The organism is Corallococcus sp. CA047B (genome assembly GCF_003612065.1).
GTDB classification, from domain to species: domain Bacteria; phylum Myxococcota; class Myxococcia; order Myxococcales; family Myxococcaceae; genus Corallococcus; species Corallococcus praedator.
The window spans coordinates 1-17,579 of the sequence record NZ_RAWD01000105.1; the positions used below are offsets into that span (position 1 = coordinate 1).

Below are 17,579 nucleotides of genomic sequence, written 5' to 3' on the forward strand. Positions count from 1 at the left end.
GGGCGCGGGTGGCCATCTGCGAGGAGGGGCGCGTGGGTGGCACGTGCGTGCTGCGCGGGTGCGTGCCCAAGAAGCTGCTCGTGTACGCGGCGCACTACCGCTACGACATGGAGGACGCGGCCGGCTACGGCTGGACGGTGAACGGGCCCGCGCTGGAGTGGAAGCGGCTCCAGGAGAAGAAGGCGAAGGAGCTGGACCGCCTGACGGGCATCTACGGGCGGCTCCTGCGCGACTCGGGCGTGACGCTGGTGGAGGGCCGGGGCCGGGTGGTGGACGCGCACACGGTGGAGGTCGCGGGCAAGCGTTACACGGCGGAGCGCATCCTCATCGCGACGGGGGGGAGGCCCTTCCTGCCGCAGGTGCCGGGCATCGAGCACGCGCTCACATCGGAGCAGGCGCTGGAGCTGCCGGAGCTGCCCCGCCGGGTGGCGGTGGTGGGCGGCGGCTACATCGGCGTGGAGTTCGCGGGCATCTTCGCGGCGCTGGGCGTGAAGGTGACGATGTTGATTCGCGGCGACACGGTGTTGCGCGGCTTCGACAACGACGTGCGCGCGGCGTTGACGGAGGAGATGCGCAAGAAGGGCGTGGACATCAAGCCGGAGACCTTCGTCGAGGACATCGAGAAGCGCGAGGACGGCGCGCTCAGCCTGATGACGCGCATGGGGGACACGCTGGAGGTGGACGCGGTGCTGTACTCCACCGGGCGCGTGGCGAACACGCAGGGGCTGGGGCTGGAGGAGGCGGGCGTGAAGCTGGATGCGCGCGGGGCGGTGGTGGTGGACGCGCAGTCGCGCTCGTCGGTGGAGAGCATCTATGCGGTGGGGGACGTCACGGACCGCATCAACCTCACGCCGGTGGCCATCGCGGAGGGCCGGGCGATGGTGGAGACGCTGTATCGGAACAACCCGGTGACGATGGACCACGAGAACGTCCCGTCCGCGGTGTTCAGCCAGCCGCCGGTGGGCACGGTGGGGCTCACGGAGCGAGAGGCCATCGAGCGGCACGGCCGGGTGGACGTCTACGTCTCCAGCTTCCGGCCCATGAAGCACACGCTGACCGGCCGCGACGAGCGCACGATGATGAAGGTCGTGGTGGAGCGCGGCACCGAACGCGTGCTGGGCTTCCACATGGTGGGCGCGGACGCACCGGAGATCATCCAGGGGCTCGCGGTGGCGCTGAAGTGCGGCGTGACGAAGAAGCAGCTCGACGCCACGGTGGGCATCCACCCCACGGCGGCGGAGGAGTTCGTCACCCTGCGCGACAAGCGACCGGATCCGTCGGAGAGCGCCACGCTGCTGGAGCTGGGCCGCGAAATCGTGGCGCCGGCGGACAAGGGGCGCGGGTCTACCTGACCGTCAGGGCGAGGCTGGCCGCAGGAGGCCCGCTCCGGCCAGCAGCTCGCGCACCTGCTCGGCCAGGGCCAGGTGCTCCGGGTTTGCCACGGTGAAGCGCTCGGGGGTCAGGATGATCAGCGTCCCCCGGTCCTCCACGGGCTCGATGCGCACGGGGGCAGGGAGCGGAGGCACCGTGCCTCGACGGCCCTCGAGGTACGTCACCCAACCAACGCGAGGGGCACCCCTGACGCCACGCTCATCCAGCAACTTCCGATGAGCCTGTGACGTAGCGACGCCCCAGCTCGGCTCCCACGCGACAGCAGAAACACGCAACACCGCGGCCAGTACGTGAGCTGTCAATACCCGGTCCGCATTGGGTCCCAAGCTCGGAAGAGTGATTACACAAGCATTGCTCACCCTTGCCGCATGGCTGCCGCAGGTCACGAGGAAGCCGCTTGCATCATGGTCATCCCCCACGCCATTCCAGCCCTCCACTCGAAAGCCAATCTCCTCCACGACACGGTCCTTGCCACGGCGAACCCGCTTTTCAAGCTCCGCGGGCTCCAGCTCGATGGGGCGTGTCAGTGCGTCCTTGCGCGATCTGCCCGGCTGGAACCAACGCGCGAATGAGGGATCGACTTCGCGCATGCCGGTGAGGAAATCTCCCAGTCGAAGGGCGCAGGCTTCCGGCGTTTCCTTCCTGGGGCCCCAATAGCTTCCGACATGGTAGGTCTCATTCATGATTCGGCCCTGGTCATGGGATGGGAGGAGTGAAGACCACTTCAATACCCTCGACGCCATTGAGCCTGAACAACTCCCTGATGGCCTCGGTCGTCTTCAGCTCGGCGACATGCCAACGGATGGGCACGTCCGGAGGCGCTCTCGCCAGTTGCCGCTGTGCTTGCTCGACGAGGGCCTTCGCGCCTGACTTCTGGAACCAGACTCTGGGCGTGAGGTTGTCGAGGAACTTGTTCGCATAGCCCGGCCCCTTCGCTTCCAGTAGCACACCGTCCGCGAAACCGTCGAACTTCAACCCACCACTGTTCTTGCCTACGCCACCAACCCAGTAGGCCTCATCCGCCGAGTGCCCCGAGATCTGCTCCTGGTAGCGCCGTGCGCGATCCGACATCGACTCCTCGGCAGGCCCCCACTGTCCGGGCCCGGCCGGAGGAGTGGCCGTGTTGGCCCGATGCAGGACCATGGCTGCCCCAGGCCCGCCACCCAACGCTGACGCTGCCCGTCCTACGGGCACCGCGACACGTTCAATCGTGAGCGCCCCCTGCGCGGACAGCGACAGCACCGGCACCGTGGCTTCCGCACCCGCCAGCGCGCCTGTCACCGTGCGCGTCGCGGAGGTCGCGGTGCCCTTCGTGACGAGCAGGCTCGTCGTCAACTCCGCCACCGCCTGCACCTGCTCGCCGCGCGTCATGTACCGGAAGCGTTCGAAGTATTCGGGCGATGAAGCAAGGAGCGCGACCACTCCTGCGGGCAGGTCCTTCAGCGCGGCGATGCTGTCCCTCGGGGCCGTGAGGAACTGGCCCAGCGCGAGCGCCAGCTTCACGACCGCCGCCTCGGCTCCATCCAACGTGCGGCTGATGAGGTCCGCGTCGTCGTACACCTCGACGAACACCGGGCCGTGCACAGGCTCCAACTGCTCGTCCGCCAGCTCGATGACGAAGCCGTTGCTGACGTAGAAGCGACCCAGCTCGAACGGCCCGGCCCGGAACGTGCCGTCCTTCCACTTCAGGGCTCCGGCCTTCTGCTGCGTGCGTCCGTTCCAGACCCACGCCAGGTGGCCATCCGGCCGCAATACCGCCACCCGGCGGAAGCGCTCCACCCGGCGCAGCAATGTGTCCCGAGACACCTCGCCCTGCTCCAGCACCTCGCGCAACACGTGGCCCACGGCCATGCGCGCGGGGAAGGTGCCGAGCGTCACCGGCTTGCCCAGAAACACTGACAGCAGCCGCGTCGCCTGCCTGGGTGAGAGGGCACCGCCGGACAGCGGCCGCTCATCCCACTCCTCCAGCCCCGCCGCCGTCAGCAACTTCTCCCAGGCATCCGCCTGCAGGCTGCCGCGAGGGCCCCCAGTCGTGCGAACAGGATTCGCGCCCGTCATGCCTCCGCGACGATGCAGCCGTGCCGATGCCACGGGGTCCGTGACGAACCGTGACAACGGAGCCGACGCGCGCGAAGCCCCATCCCCCGGAGATGTCGTGAGAGCAGGGGCCGACGCCTCACGGACCGCATGGCCCAGGCTTCGAGCAGGCGCGGGGGGCAGCGACGCGCAGCCGGTGAGGACCATCGCCAGGCACAACAACAGGATATCCGTGCGCATGCGTCGACGCGCAGGAGCGGCACCCTTCTTCATGGCGCTCCAGCACGTCGTATGGGTCTGCATTCAGGGCACCGTGTAGAGACCGACGACGTTCGGATCCAGCGTGGAGCTGGAGATCCGAAGGCCGGTGGCGCCGCTGACGCTCGCGACGTCGCTCACGCCCAGGTCCGCCAGGGAGAACGACACCGCGCCCAGCTTCGACTTCACCGACCCCGCGGGGGTGCCGGTGACGCTCGCCACGCCGCCCGTGTAGTTGAGCGTCGCCAGAGAAGCGGAGGTGTTGCCCGCGGCCGTGGCGGTGAAGTCGCTCTCACCCAACGACAGCGAATACGTGCCCACCGCCTGATTGGACGCGTTGATCAGCGTGACGGTCGTAGGGTCGCCCACCGCCGCGGAGGCCAGCGTGCTCTCCACGATGAAGAAGCGCGTCCTGGCGCTGAAGCCCGTACCGAACTGGAAGTGGCCCGCCCCCACGTTGTTCGCGCCGTCGTTCGCCCCGAGTCCCGAAGCAGCGGCGTTGATGTTGGCGGGCACCGTCCCCAGCGAGCTGGGCATGTTGGTGCCCGTGATGCCGCTGGCCGTCGCACCCACCACGTTGGTGAAGGTGCCCTCCTCCGTGGTGAGCGAAGCCAGCTGCGCGCCGCCGGTGATGCTGACCGGGGTGCCCGCCGTCACCGCGCCTGTGAAGGTCGCGCGGGTGACCGGCAGGCGCGTACGGGCCGCGACCGGGTCGGGCAGCGCCACGATTTCGTAGGCGATGCGATGCATGTTGCTGGCATCGGCCGCGCTGATGCCCAGCCCGGCCGCCGCGCTGCCCGTGCCCGTCGCCAGACTTCGAGGATCCAGCTGGGTAATCTTCGCGAACAGCACCGCCGCCGACAGGTAGCTGCCGTACCTGCTCGAATGGCGGCTGTCCTGGGCGCTCCACAGGTTGAACATGCCCGCGGAGATGCCATCGGCGGGGTTCGGATCCGCCAGGTTCTGGTCGACCGCGCGCAGGAAGCCGTCGCCCACCCGGGCCACGCCCGTGAAGCCCAGCTCCCGCGAGGCCTTGAAATAGGCATCGCGCAGGTCGGTCTGCATCGCCTGGAGACCCGGCGTGCCGCTCGGGTAGCCCTGCGTGCCGACGGAGGTGGGCGAGGCCCACGTCTCGTACAGGAACAGGTTCGCGGCGGGGTTCTTGGAGAGCACCAGCGAGCGCAGGTCACGGGCCGCATTCGTGAAGCCCGAGGGCGAGCCGCCCCGCGCGGTGGGCAGCGGCGTCGTGCTCTGCTCCTGCAACACGACGGTGTTCCACGTGGCCTGACCGATGATCGCGGCCCGGTTGCCGTAGTGCCACGCGAGGCTCTGTCCGCTGGCCGTCTCCAGGCTGACGTTGAACGACAGGCCCGCCTGCGTGGTCAGCTTCTTGAAGATGCCCGGGATGCCCCCCACGCCGGAGCCGTTCGTGTCGGTGACCGCGGCCTTGTTGTACGAATACGCCGGCTCCTCGTTGCCGTGGGTGAAGCTGTTGCCCACGAAGAGGATGTTGCCGCCCGTGACCGCGGAGACGGAGCTGCCCAGCGCTTCCGGCTCCGACTCCGGCAGGGGCGCACAGCTCGCATTGACCGAGACGACGCCCCAGGCCATCAGGCCCAGCAAGCGGGAGTAGACAGCCGGCAACGGAGAAGGGCGCATGACTTCTTCCTGGCGAGGGTTCGGAGAAGGGCACTCGGCACTGAACCGAGGATTCCAAACTCTACCAGGATAAGCGGACAGGTTTGCCGCCCTGCGCGATGGCTTCGTTCGCGCCGTCCAGCCTGGGCTCCGTCATCATCCTGCGCCTCCGGCCCCTCCGCGCTCACCCACAGGCCCGGGCCCGAGCGAGCAGGTACTCGCGTTGCGGCGGCGTCCTCGCCAGCGCGGCGGCCTGTCGGAAGCAATCCGCCGCCCTGCCCCGCTCTCCCGCCTGCTCCAGCAACATGCCCTCCACGGCGAAGCGGTACGGGTAGCGTTGCAACACCCCCACCGAGCGCAGCGGCCCCAGCGCCTCCAGCGCCTCGGCCGGTCCCCGCACCCGCCCCAGCGCCACCACGCGGCCCAGCGCCACGATGGGCGAAGGCTTGAGCGCGAGCAGCGCGTCGTACAACGCCAGCAACCGCGCGCTGTCCTCCGGGCCCGGCACGGCGGTGTTCGCATGCAGCAGGGCGATCTCCGCCTCCAGGTGCAGCGGCGTCAGCACCGGCCCCATGGACGCGCGCAGGTGTCCCAGCCCCTGGGCGAGCAACAGCGGCGAAGCCTCCGTCCCCTCCCGCGCCGCCTGTGGCACGAACGCGCCCCGCGCATCCACGCGTCCCGGGAGCCGGGCGGCGCGGAAGCAGAACAGCGCGGCCAGGGCATGCCCCTCCGGGGTCGCCGTGCCCGGATGCGAGAGCAGCACCTCCGCCAGCCGCAGCGCCTCCGCGCACAGCTCCGCGCGGGACAGGTCGTGCCCCTCGGAGGCCTCATAGCCTTCGTTGAAGAGCAGGTAGAGCGCCGGGTGCACCGCGCCCAGCCGCTCCGGCAGCGCCTCCGGGGACGGCACCTCCAGCGTCGCGCGACAGGTGCGCAGCGTGCGCTTCGCGCGCACCAACCGCTGCGCCACGGTGGGCTCGTCGGCGAGCAACGCGGCGGCGACCTCGCGCACGGAGAATCCACACGCGACCTTCAACGTGAGCGTCACCTGCATCTCGCGCGAGAGCGCCGGGTGACAGCACGCGAAGAGCAACCGCAGCGCATCGTCCGGAAGCTCTGCCGCGTAGCGCGTGGGCTCAGCGTCCGGCTCCACGGAGTCTTCCACCGGAGCGTCCTGGACCTCGGGCGCGCGCAGGCGCACCAGGTCCGTCAGCCGGTTCGCCCCCACGCGCAGCAGCCACGCGCGGGGGTTCTCCGGGACGCCGTGGAAGCCCCACGTGCGGGCCGCCTGGAGCATGGCGAACTGGACCGCGTCCTCCGCCAGGTCCAGGCGACCCAGGCCCACGCGCCGAGCCAGCGCCGCGACGAGGCCGGCGGACCACTGGCGGAAGGCCAGGTCCAGCACCGTCGCGACATCGGTGGAAGACAGCGGCGTCTCAGGCATCGTCGATGGCGCGCAGCTCGACTTCACCGTGGAGCAGGTGGGGGCAGGTCCGGGCCAGGGCCACCGCATCGTCGTACGACTCCGCCGACAGGATGAAGAGGCCGCCCACCACGTCCTTCACCTCCGCGTACGGCCCGTCCGAGACGAGGAGCTGGCCGCCCTGCTGCTTCAGGCGCTTGCCGCCCTCGTCCACCAGCTTCTCCGACAGGAGCAGACGGCCCTCCTTCCGCAGCCGGTCGCTCCACTGGATGTACTCCTCCACGATGGCCTGGAGCTCGGCGGGCGACTTCGCGGCGAAGTGGGCGGGGGTCTCGTGCAGCAGCATCAGGTAGCGGGACATGGGGTGGACCTTTCGGACAACGGCGGGTGCGCCGGCCCCGCGACATGCGGAGCGTTCATCCGAAAAGACGGCCCATGTCGCGGAAGATCGACACGGCCCCTGAACGGGGAAGGCACCCCTACCTCGCCGCTGGGTGCGCACACCCACCCAGGCAGCCAGAGAACACTCTTCCTGTACCCACGGATGACAGGGGTCCCGCGCATGCCTACCCCTCAAGAGCAGGAGGCAGCGGGCACCGACGTGGGCATGAACTGGCGATGGGTGGCGGGGTTGGGGGCGCTGGTGCTCGCGGGATGTCCGTCCGCCTGCACCACGGAGGAATCGTCACGTCCATTCCACCTCACAGGGCAGGTGGGTTCGCACGGTGCGGACTTCGCGGCGGCGCTGTACCAGACGACGGGCGTGCGGATGGAACCGCGCAACCGCATCCGGTGGGCAAACAACGGCGCCGTGTTCGACGTGATGGTGGAAGAAATCGGCCGGGCCCGCGCCTCCGTCAACATCGTGATGTTCATCTGGCGTCCGGGGCGCGCATCCGACCGGATGCTCGAAGCCCTGCGCGAACGTGCCGCGAAGGGAGTCACCTGCCGCGTGCTGGTGGACCCCATGGGCAGCGGTCCGTTCGAGAAGGAAGTGAAGCCGAAGCTGGAAGCCGCCGGCTGTGAAGCGCACATGTTCCGCCCGCTGCCCGCGGACGAGAACCTGGCGCGCAACCACCGCAAGATCCTCGTGGTGGACGGCAAGGTGGCCGTCACCGGCGGGCTCGCCATCCAGGACGAATGGCTGGGCGAGGCGCGCAACGAACAGGAGTGGCGGGACACCAACGTGCGAGTGCAGGGCCCGGTGGTGGCGCAGCTCCAGCAGGCCTTCGCGGAGAACTGGCAGGAGTCCACGGGCGAGCTGTTGCCGCTCACGGACTTCCCCACGCTGCTGTCACAGGGACAGCCCGGCCTGGACGACGCAGGCAGGGGCTGGGCGGGCTTCGTCAGCAGCACGGCGAACCCGGAGGTGACGCGCGCGGAGCGGCTGACGCAGTTGATGGTGAAGGCGGCGAAGAAGCGGCTGTGGATTTCGCAGGCGTACTTCACGCCCAACGACGCGCTCATGCAGCTGCTGGTGGAGCGGGCGAAGGCGGGCGTGGACGTGCGGGTGCTGGCGCCGGGGGACAAGAACGACCAGCGGGCCATCACGGTGTTGCAGCGTCAGACCTACGACACGTTGCTGGCGGCGGGCGTGCGCATCTGGGAGTTCCAGCCGTCCATGATGCACGCCAAGACGATGCTGGTGGATGACCGCCTGGTGCTGGTGGGGTCCATCAACTACGACGCGCTGTCGTTCAACCTGTTGGAAGAAGGCTCGCTGGTGCTGGAGGACGTGGAGGCGGCACGGCGGCTGGAGGAGTTCTTCCTGGAGGACCTGACGAAGGCGCGAGAGGTCCAGGCCGAGCGCGCCGAGCGTTGAATGAAGTCCGGACCGCTGTCCGGTTTCCCGCGAGGCAGCGGGAAGCACTGGGCAAGCAGCCGGGCCTTGTGCTCAAGAGGAGGCGCGGGCCGGAACATGGGCCCGGGAGACTCCCTCATGAGCACCGCATCCCCTCGTCATCTCTTCATCGCGGGCGCCACGGGCGCGACCGGCCGCACGCTGATGCGCCAGGCCCTGGCACGCGGCCTGGATGTGCTTCCGCAGGTGCGCCCCAAGAGCGTGGGCACGGAGCCCGCGAGCGGCTGGAAGAAGAAGGCCGTGCTGGAGCTGGCGGATGCGCCCGCGCTGGCGGAGGCGATGCGCGGCAGCACGACGGTGCTCCAGCTCATCGGCACGATGCGCAAGCGCTTCGCGGCGGGGGACACGTACGAGTCGAGCGACATCGGCACCACGCAGCAACTGGTGGACGCGGCGAAGAAGGCGGGCGTGGACCACATCGTGTTGCTCACGTCGGTGGGCGCGGGCCGTCCGGTGGGCGCGTACCTGAAGGCCAAGGCGGAGGCGGAGCGCATCGTGCGCGACAGCGGCATCGCGTACACGATGGTGCGACCGCCCGCGCTGGAGGGCGAATACCACCGTCCCCCTGGCCTCCTGCACACGCTCGGAAAGCTGCCGCTGCTGGGCAACCTCAAGCCCATGCACCTGGACCAGTTGGCCGCCGTGCTGCTGCGCGTGGCGGAGCGCCGAGCGCCCATCAACGCGGTGCTCGAAGGCAAGAGCCTGTGGGCGGAGGTGGAGGCCGCGGGGCGGTAGTCAGACCCGCGGAATAGAAGGCTCCGCTGCTGTTCAAGCAGGCAACGTGCCCTCATGGAGAGCAAGCACGGGGCCTGCGAAGGAGCTAGACTGGTGTTGATGGCGACCGTCGATGAAGTGCTCACCGATGCGATGCGACTCTCCCGGGAGGAACGGGCCCGGATTGCGCATGAGCTGCTGCTCAGCCTGGATGAAAGCGCGGAAGCCCAGGATGCCGAAGAGGACTGGACCCGGGAACTCGCGAACCGGGCCCAGGAGGTCATCGACGGCACGGTCGAGCTCGTCAGTTTCGAGGAAGTCAAAAAACAGATGGAGGAGCGCGCACGACGGCGACGGTAGGCCCCACCGTCAACGATGCCCATCCAACTGCATCCCGCTGCCACCTCGGAAATCGAGGAGGTATCGGACTGGTATGAGGACCAGCGACAGGGATTCGGCGACATCCTGGACGCGGCCATCCTCCGAGCCTTGACGGACATCGAAGAGCATCCAGACCGCTGGCCCCTCTGGTCTGGGATCCGCCATACGCCGCCCATCCGCCGCTTCCTGATGCAGGACCATCCCTTCGCCATCCCCTATCTCATCCGAGATGAGGGCGTGGTGGTCCTTGCCCTCGCACACCTGCGGCGCCGGCCTGGATACTGGCTGCCTCGCGCGCACAGCAGCCGCTGACCCGCGCTACTCCTTCACCGCCCCGGCCGTGAGTCCGGACACGATGCGCCGCTGGAACAACACCGTCAGCACCACCAGCGGCAGCGTCGCCACCACGGATGCGGCGGCGATCTCCCCCCACGGCTCCTTGTACTCGCTGGCGAAGAGGCTGATGGCCACCGGCACCGTGCGCTTCTCCGGCGTGGACAAGAACGTCAGCGCGTAGAGGAACTCGTTCCACGCGAAGATGAAGACCAGGATGGCCGTCGTCGCCAGACCCGGCGCCGCCAGCGGCAGCAGCACCCGGCGGAACGCTCCAAACGGCGTGCACCCGTCCACCCGCGCCGCCCGGTACAGCTCATCCGGCAACTGGCGGAAGAACGACGTCAGCACCCACAGCGTCAACGGCAGCGCGAACGTCGTGTACGGCAGCGCCAGCCCCACCAAGCTGTCCCGCAGGCCCACCGCGTTGAGGATGAGGTACAGCGGGCTCACCGTGGCGATGGGCGGGAACATCGACACGCCCAGCGCCGCGGACAGCAGCAGCCCCCGCCCCCGGAACTCCAGCTTCGCCAACGCGAACGCCGCGGACGCGCCCACCGTCAGGCAGAACACCGTCGTCAGCGTCGCCACCACCAGCGAGTTCAACACCGCCCACAGGAACGGCCGCCCGAACAACACGCTCTGGTAGTTCGCGCCCGTCAGGTGCGAAGGCCACGGCCGCGTCAACTCGCCGTCCGGCCACAGGCTCGTCAGCACCTGCCACAGGAACGGGCCCAGGAAGAACGTGAGGAACGCCACCACGGCCAGCGCCGTGCCCAGCCCCGGCCGCTTCATCGCCGCCCCTCCTCGCGCCCCAACCACCTGAGCCACACCACCGCCAGCAACACCACGCACAGGAACGTCGCCACCGACAGCGCGCTGCCGTAGCCGAAGTCGCCGGAGCGCATCAGCGTCTTGTACGCGTAGATGCTCAGCGTCTCCGTCGTGTTCGCGGGCCCGCCCTCCGTCAGCACATAGATGGCGTCAAACACCCGGAACGCATCCAGCGAACGGAACAGCACCGCCAGCAGCAGCGCCGGCTTCAGCAGCGGCACCGTGATGGCGCGGAACTGCCGCCACGTGGACGCCCCGTCCACCCGTGCCGCCTTGTAGAGGTCCTCCGGAATGCCCTGCAACCCGGCCAGCACCAGCAGCGCCACGAACGGCGTCGTCTTCCACACGTCCACCAGGATGGCCGCGTGCAGCGCGTACCCCGGCGCCCCCAGCCAGTTGATGTCCGCGCCGCCCAGCAGGCGGTTGATCAACCCGTAGTCCGGATTGAACATCCACGCCCACAGCCGGGCACTCACCACCGTGGGAATCGCCCACGGCACCAGCACCGACGCGCGCAGCAATCCCCGTCCAGGGAACGCGCGGTTGAGCAGCAGCGCCAGCGGCACCGCGAGCAGCAACTCCACCGTCACCGCCACCGCCGTGAAGTACGCCGTGTTCCCCAGCGCCGACCAGAAGCGCGCATCCCCGAAGAGGTAGACGTAGTTCTCCAGGCCCGTGAAGCGCCGCTCGCCGAACACCAGGATGAAGCGGTGCAGGCTCAACCAGATGGCGGCCAGCACCGGGTACAGCGCCACCACGGCCAGCACCAGCACCGCGGGCATCACCAGCAGGTACGCCTGCCGCCGCTCCCGGGCCTGTGAACCCCCGCCGCTCACTGCACGTCCTCCACCGTCTCACCCGTCAGGTGATCCACCTGCTTCTGCGCGCGCCTCAGCGACTCCTCGGGGCTGCGGATGCCGGCCACGGCGGCGGAGAACTCGCTCTGGAGTACGTCCGCGATGAGCAGGTAGTACGGCGTCACCGGCCGGGGCCGCGCCCGCACCAGCGCCTCCTTCAGGCTCGCGATGAACGGCTCCTCCCGCTTCAACTCCGGATCGTCATACAGCGCCAGCCTCGGAGGGTTGCGAGCGTAGTGCAGCGCCAGCACCCGGTTGGCCTCCGGCGACGTCAGGTGCGCGATGAGCCGGGCCGCGGCCTTGCGACGCGCAGGTGACACGTGCGCGTTCACCGCGAGCTGCCATCCGCCCAGCGTCCCCCACCCCGGCTGTCCATCCTTCGTCGGCAGCGGCGCGATGCCCACCTTGCCCCGGATGGGAGAACCCTCCGCCTGCGCCTCGCTCCACGCATAGGGCCAGTTGCGCATGAACACCGCGCGGCCCTCCTGGAACACGCGTCGCGCCTCCTCCTCGCCAAAGCCCGTCACCGTCGGCGGCGACAGCCCGTCCGCGATCAACCCGTGCAGGTACGCCAGCGCCTCGCGCGCCGCTTCCGTCTCCAGCAGCACGCGCCCGTCCGCCCCCAGCGACTGCCCGCCATGGCCCCAGATGGCCTCGTACACGTTGCACGTCAGGCCCTCGTACTGCCGGCCCTGCCACACGTAGCCCTGGATGCCCGGCGCCTTCGCCATCGCGTCGCGGGTGAAGCGCCGCAGCTCTTCGTACGTGCGCGGTGCGCGCGGCACCAGGTCCGTGCGGTAGTAGAGGACGCCCACGTCCACGTACCAGGGCACCGCGTACGTGCGGCCCTCCACCACGACGGAGTCCACCGGCCCGGGAAGGAACTCCTCGCGAAGCCGCGCCGGGGGAAAGTCCTCGGACAGGTCCGCCACCCACCCCGCCCGGGCGAACTCCGGCACCCACACGACGTCCGCCACCAGCACGTCGAAGTCCGTCGCCTTGCCCTGCAACGACGTGAGGAAGAACTGGTGCGCCAGGTCCGACGAATTGGGCAGCGCCTCCGTCACCAGCTCCACGTCCGGGTTCGCGCGCGAGTACCCCGCCAGCAGCTCACGGAACGGCGCCGGGTCTCCCCACAGCGGCTGGAACTTGAAGACGATGCGCGTGCGGCCCGCCGTCCCCTGCTCCTCCGACGAGCGTTTGCAGCCCGTCGAAGCGAGGCCCAGCGCGACGAGGAGAACGAGGAGGCGGCCCATGCGCCCGGATGAGTCCAGCGCGAGGACCCTCCGTCAACGCAAGGCACACGCCCGGGTCATCCAGGAGACATGCCCGAAGCCGCCAGCGGCCCCGGTGCGAACAGCCGCCGCGCCGTGGCGCCCACCGCGCGGCACGCGAGCGCATCCACCGCGCCGCCCACCAGCCCTCCGGCCAGGGGCACCACCTTGGACAGGTTCACGATGCCCTTCTGTCCCGCCTTGCTCACCAGCCGGAAGCCCACCGCGCGGTTGATGCCGCTCAGCGCGTGCTTCGGCACCGCCTCCAGCGCGCGCATGCCCAACTGGTGGCTCACCTCGATGCCGGCCTGCTTCACCACTTCCTTGCCGATGTCACCCACGATGGCCAGCAGCGTGAGCGTCCGCACGCGGTCCTCCTCCACGTCATGCCCGTGGATCCGCGCGATGGCGCCCACCAGCCGCGCCTGCACCGCCCACGACACGCCCAGGCCCGCGGGCAGCGCCACCGGCAGCGTGAGCAGCCCGCCCAGTCCGGACAGGAAGCCCGTGGTGAACAGCTTCCCCGTCTCCCAGTGGATGAGCGCATTGATGCGCGCCTCGTGGTCCGGGTAGCGCGTGTCCCGCAGGTACTCGTCCGCCAGCCCCGTCGCGCTGCACAGCGGCCCCAGGCCCTCGAAGCCCGCATCCAGGACGGCGTTCACGACTTCCAGCGGCTTCGACATGCGTCCACCTTTCGCCCTGAGCCTAGAGCGGGCCTCGACCTGGAGAAAGGAGACCGCGGGAAGCCTGCCCGGTCGCTCGGCACGACCCCGGCGAAGAGGGAGGGGAGTAGGCCCCTCCCTCCCGTCGTTCACTCAGAGCTCGTTGAAGATGAGCAGCCCGCGTGAGGTGTCCACCGCGTAGACATACCCGTCGCCCGGGACGCGCATGCCCATGACGCCCTCGTAGACGATGGCCAGCCGGTTCGGGTCGGTCTCACGGTAGGCGTTGAAGTAGGCAATCTCCTTGGGGAGCGTGGGATTGGCCACGTCGAACACGCGCACGCCGTCCTGGTACCAGGCCACGTACAGCTTGGTGCCCTTCAGGATCATGTTGTGGATGGAGGTGGTGGGGCGCAGCCGGTGCTCGCCGATGAGCTGGATGTTCGCCGGGTCGGTGACATCCAACACGCGAAGGTGCGCGCCCTCCTGCTCACTGCCCTCGAACGCGATGGTGCGGCCCGCGAAGGTCCCCACCGCGCTGGCATGGCTGTATTGCCGGTTGTAGTGGTACTTGCCCAGCTCCTTGACCTGCATCGGGTCGCTCGGGTCGGTGACCAGGAAGCCGATGTCCGTGTGGTTGATGTAGAGGCGGCCCTCGTAGGAGAAGGAGTCGTGCGGATAGCTGGTGACGAACTCCTCGGACGAGAAGACGACGCGGTTGAGCAGGACGGGGTCTCGCGGGGACGTGATGTCGAAGATGATCGTCTGCGCGGGCCGCAGCGCCATGGCGTAGAGCCGGTTGCCATCCACGTGCAGGGTGTGGACATTCGGGGGCGCGCCGCTGGGCACGCTGCGGATGTAGGTCGGATCCCCCGGGTTTGAGATGTCATACAGGATGACGCCGGAAGCCTTGGTGGCGACGTAGAGGACGTCGTCCTTGGCCCACGCGGCGTTCCAGTACCCGTCGCCCGGCAGGGAGATGACCTTCTTCAACACGGGGTGGTCGCGGTCGCTGACGTCGAAGACCGTCAAGCCTCCCGCGGGCATGTCCGGCTTGAGCTGGATGGACACCACGTAGGCATGGTTCTTCGTGACGTAGACATCCACGGGGAAGCCAAGGTCGACGGCGGACTCGGAGACGAGGTTCAGGCCCCCGGAGGACTCGGCCTCACCGCGGCTCAAGACCAGGCGGTCCGCGTCGAACGTCCCCTTCTCCGTGAGCACGCCGTTGGTGCAGACCGCATAGCAGCCGGTGATGTGGTGGGGTTCGGGCACGTCACAGCCCGCCAGCGCGGTCTTGATGGCCACGCCCCGGGGCGTGGTGAAGACGCTCGTGAGGAGCATGCCCTGGTCATCGAACTGCTGCCGGGTGAAGCGATCAAAATTCGAGGTTCCGGTGCCGCCCCCTTCCGGGAGCTGGAGGCCGGCTCCGCCCCATGGGTACTCGCCGGTGTCCGGTCGCAGCTCGGTCTGGTAGATGCCGTGCCGTGACGCCGTGCGGAGCGCGCTCGGGTTGCATTGCGACAGGTTGAAGAGGGCCGGGGTGTCGCAGTCGATCTCGGTTCCCAGGGGCGGGGTGAACTCGCAGGGAGCGAAGACGCCGCGGTCAATCCAGTCGCCCTTCTCTTCGATGGGGGTGGAGGTGCCATCCCAAGCCACGGCAGGGGGCGTGCCGGCATCCGGGGACCCCTTGGAGTCATCAGAACAGGCCGTCAGCAACACAGGGCAGGAGAGCAGCAGCATTCCCAGACAACGGGGAAGACACCTCATCGAGAAGCCTCCATGGCCAGGCGGCACCCGGCCGTGCGCCAAGCACACTCGCAGTGTAAAGCTGTTCTCGAAAAGGAGATAGGGGACCAGCGGTAATCCCTGACGCGCCCTACTCCATGGAGGATGGCGTTTCACCCGCACGCAGCCGGGGCAGGCGCACGGTGAACACCGTGCCCTCGGCGGCCGACGACCGCGCGTCCACCGTGCCCCCGTGCGCCAACACCAGTTGCCGCACGATGTACAACCCCAACCCGATGCTGCGCTCGGAGCGGCCCACCGTCGTGCCGCGCTGGAGCGGTTCGAAGATGCGCGGCAGCAGGTCCGGCCGGATGGGCTCACCCCCGTTGCGCACGTGCACCACGAGCGCGTCCGGTTCGCTCAGGCTCTCCACCCGCACGGGCGTCTCCTCCGGGCTGTACTTCAGCGCGTTGCCCAGGATGTTGGAGAGCACCTGCGCCATCCGGTCCGAATCCCACGCCCCCTGCCCATCCCCCTCCTGGTCCACCAGGATGGTGCGCTCCGGGTGCGCCGTGCGCGCCTCCTCCACCACCTGCAATGTCAGCGCGTGGAAGTCACACGGCTCCGCTTGCACCGGGATGCCGCCGCCCATGCGCGCCTGGGTGAAGTCCAGCAGGTCGCGGATCATCCGCGTCGCCCGCTCCGCCGCGGACAGGATGCGCGCCGCCGCCTTCGCGTGCCACGGCTGGATGTCCTCGCGCCGCAACATCAGCGACGCCCCGGTGAGGATGGCCCCCAGCGGGTTGCGCAAGTCGTGGCTCACGATGCCAATGAGCTGCTGCTCGAACTCCACCCGCCGTTGGGCCTCGTGCACCAGTTGCTGCTTCTCCTCCTCCGCGCGCCGCCGCTCGGTGATGTCGCGCATGGCGCCCACGATGCGCCGCGCCTTGCCGCTCGCCCCGCGCACGATGCAGCCCTGCGCCGCCACGTACGCATACGACGCGTCCTTGCGCAGCACGCGGTACTCGTCCTGCCACCGGTCGTCGTCCGCGTCGAAGGCCCGCTGCAACCCGGTCATCACCCGCTCGCGGTCATCCGCGTGGATGTGCCGCCGCCACCACGCCGCGTCCGCGTCCACCTCTTCCAGCGGGAAGCCGAAGACCTCCTCCGTCGCGTCGCCAATCCAATGCATGGCGTCCGACTGGAGGTCCCAGTCCCAGATGGCGTCGAAGCTCGCGTGCGCCACCAACTGGTAGCGCTCCTCCGACCGGCGCAGCGCCTCTTCCGTGCGCTTGCGCAGCCGTACGCCCTCCGCCTCGCGCAGGGCCCGCCGCACGCTGGGGCCCAGCCGCTCCAGCCGGTCCTTGAGCACGTAGTCGGTGGCGCCGCGCTTGAGCAGCTCGATGGCGCGGTCCTCGCCCAGCGCCCCGGAGACGAAGAGGAAGGGCGTGTCCGGGCACACCGTCTGCGCCGCTTCCAGCGCGCTCATCCCGTCGAAGCCCGGCACGTTGTAGTCCGACAGGATGAGGTCGTACTTCCCCTTCGCCAGCGCGGAGGTGAAGGCCGTCCGGCCCGCCACGCACTCCAGCGTCGCGGGCAGTCCGCCCTCCTCCAACTGCGCGGACACCAACTGCGCGTCCAGCGGGCTGTCCTCCAGCAGCAGGATGGACAGCGGGCGTCCGGAAGCGGGGGCGGGGTTCAACTCCAGCGCGGCATTGCCGCGTGAACTCACTTCGAGGCTCCCGGCGTGGGCGCCCCCGGCGGCGGCTGGTTCACCACCGCCCAGAACAACCCCAGCTCGCGCAGCGCGGACACGAAGTCCGGGAAGGCCACCGGCTTCACCACGTAGGCATTCACACCCAGACCGTAGCTGCGCGCCAGGTCCCGCTCCTCGCGCGACGAGGTGAGCATCACCACCGGCACGGCCTTCAGCTCCGGGGCGCCCTTCACCTTCTCCAGCACCTCCAGCCCATCCACCTTCGGCAGCTTCAGGTCCAGCAGCACCACGGCCGGGTGGCCATCCTGGCGGTTCGCGTACTCGCCCTTGCGGAAGAGGTAGTCCAGCGCCTGCTGCCCGTCGCGCACCACCACCACCTCGTTGGCCAGGTGCACCTCCTCCAGCGCCGCCAGCGTGAGCGCCACGTCGTTGGCGCTGTCTTCGACCAGGAGGATCCTCTTGAGCTCAAGCAC

Annotated in this window: 17 protein-coding genes; 5 read left to right on the forward strand and 12 right to left on the reverse strand. The window is 69.3% G+C overall.

The genetic code is table 11. The annotated features are described in order from the left end of the window. A partial coding sequence (gene gorA, locus D7X74_RS17880) for a glutathione-disulfide reductase (protein WP_120534178.1) occupies positions 1–1,352 on the forward strand: 1,352 nt, incomplete at its 5' end. A gap of 3 nt (positions 1,353–1,355) precedes the next feature. Here gorA and D7X74_RS17885 read toward each other — a convergent pair. The 5 genes from D7X74_RS17885 to D7X74_RS17905 form a co-directional block, all read right to left on the reverse strand. Then, entirely contained in the window at positions 1,356–2,135 is a 780-nt protein-coding gene (locus D7X74_RS17885) for an immunity 52 family protein (RefSeq protein ID WP_370450768.1), read from the reverse strand. Beyond that, positions 2,089–3,450, reverse strand: coding sequence for a Tox-REase-5 domain-containing protein (locus D7X74_RS45040; protein ID WP_370450769.1), 1,362 nt, complete (start codon positions 3,448–3,450; stop codon positions 2,089–2,091). The genes D7X74_RS17885 and D7X74_RS45040 overlap by 47 nt, the downstream gene beginning before the upstream one ends. 282 nt (positions 3,451–3,732) lie before the next feature. Then, positions 3,733–5,346: a cell division protein FtsK gene (locus D7X74_RS17895; RefSeq protein WP_120534181.1), complete on the reverse strand. Its 1,614-nt coding sequence runs from the start codon at positions 5,344–5,346 to the stop codon at positions 3,733–3,735. 163 nt (positions 5,347–5,509) lie between these two features. Next, positions 5,510–6,766, reverse strand: coding sequence for an RNA polymerase sigma factor (locus tag D7X74_RS17900; protein WP_158622249.1), 1,257 nt, complete (start codon positions 6,764–6,766; stop codon positions 5,510–5,512). After that, positions 6,759–7,106 carry a YciI family protein gene (locus D7X74_RS17905; protein WP_120534183.1) on the reverse strand — a complete coding sequence of 116 codons (348 nt, stop codon included), beginning with the start codon at positions 7,104–7,106 and terminating at the stop codon, positions 6,759–6,761. Before D7X74_RS17905 ends, D7X74_RS17900 begins: the two co-directional genes overlap by 8 nt. A 201-nt stretch (positions 7,107–7,307) precedes the next feature. On the opposite strand from D7X74_RS17905, the gene D7X74_RS17910 reads away from it, so the two are divergent. The 4 genes from D7X74_RS17910 to D7X74_RS17925 all read left to right on the forward strand — a co-directional run bounded on the left by D7X74_RS17910 (position 7,308) and on the right by D7X74_RS17925 (position 10,013). Beyond that, a complete protein-coding gene (locus D7X74_RS17910) occupies positions 7,308–8,567 on the forward strand; it encodes a phosphatidylserine/phosphatidylglycerophosphate/cardiolipin synthase family protein (protein WP_233595871.1) in 1,260 nt (419 codons plus the stop codon). A 117-nt stretch (positions 8,568–8,684) separates the two neighbouring features. Beyond that, the gene (locus tag D7X74_RS17915) at positions 8,685–9,341 is read left to right on the forward strand and encodes an NAD(P)H-binding protein (protein WP_120534184.1); all 657 of its coding nucleotides are present in this window, start codon (positions 8,685–8,687) and stop codon (positions 9,339–9,341) included. A 99-nt stretch (positions 9,342–9,440) separates the two neighbouring features. After that, positions 9,441–9,680 carry an addiction module protein gene (locus tag D7X74_RS17920; protein ID WP_158622250.1) on the forward strand — a complete coding sequence of 80 codons (240 nt, stop codon included), beginning with the start codon at positions 9,441–9,443 and terminating at the stop codon, positions 9,678–9,680. 15 nt (positions 9,681–9,695) lie between these two features. After that, positions 9,696–10,013 (forward strand): type II toxin-antitoxin system RelE/ParE family toxin, encoded by a 318-nt coding sequence (locus D7X74_RS17925; RefSeq protein WP_120534186.1) that lies wholly within the window; start codon positions 9,696–9,698, stop codon positions 10,011–10,013. 6 nt (positions 10,014–10,019) lie between these two features. Here D7X74_RS17925 and D7X74_RS17930 read toward each other — a convergent pair whose 3' ends face one another. The 7 genes from D7X74_RS17930 to D7X74_RS17960 all read right to left on the reverse strand — a co-directional run bounded on the left by D7X74_RS17930 (position 10,020) and on the right by D7X74_RS17960 (position 17,579). Beyond that, positions 10,020–10,829 carry a carbohydrate ABC transporter permease gene (locus D7X74_RS17930; protein ID WP_120534187.1) on the reverse strand — a complete coding sequence of 270 codons (810 nt, stop codon included), beginning with the start codon at positions 10,827–10,829 and terminating at the stop codon, positions 10,020–10,022. Continuing rightward, positions 10,826–11,650 carry a carbohydrate ABC transporter permease gene (locus tag D7X74_RS17935; RefSeq protein WP_370450770.1) on the reverse strand — a complete coding sequence of 275 codons (825 nt, stop codon included), beginning with the start codon at positions 11,648–11,650 and terminating at the stop codon, positions 10,826–10,828. The genes D7X74_RS17930 and D7X74_RS17935 overlap by 4 nt, the downstream gene beginning before the upstream one ends. 50 nt (positions 11,651–11,700) lie before the next feature. Then, entirely contained in the window at positions 11,701–12,981 is a 1,281-nt protein-coding gene (locus tag D7X74_RS17940) for an ABC transporter substrate-binding protein (RefSeq protein ID WP_120534189.1), read from the reverse strand. A gap of 56 nt (positions 12,982–13,037) precedes the next feature. Then, positions 13,038–13,682 carry an EcsC family protein gene (locus D7X74_RS17945; RefSeq protein ID WP_120534190.1) on the reverse strand — a complete coding sequence of 215 codons (645 nt, stop codon included), beginning with the start codon at positions 13,680–13,682 and terminating at the stop codon, positions 13,038–13,040. Positions 13,683–13,814: 132 nt separating this feature from the next. Further along, entirely contained in the window at positions 13,815–15,431 is a 1,617-nt protein-coding gene (locus D7X74_RS17950) for an LVIVD repeat-containing protein (RefSeq protein WP_120534191.1), read from the reverse strand. 109 nt (positions 15,432–15,540) lie between these two features. Next, positions 15,541–17,121 carry an ATP-binding protein gene (locus D7X74_RS17955; protein ID WP_120534192.1) on the reverse strand — a complete coding sequence of 527 codons (1,581 nt, stop codon included), beginning with the start codon at positions 17,119–17,121 and terminating at the stop codon, positions 15,541–15,543. Beyond that, a complete protein-coding gene (locus tag D7X74_RS17960; protein ID WP_120534193.1) occupies positions 17,118–17,579 on the reverse strand; it encodes a response regulator in 462 nt (153 codons plus the stop codon). The genes D7X74_RS17955 and D7X74_RS17960 overlap by 4 nt, the downstream gene beginning before the upstream one ends.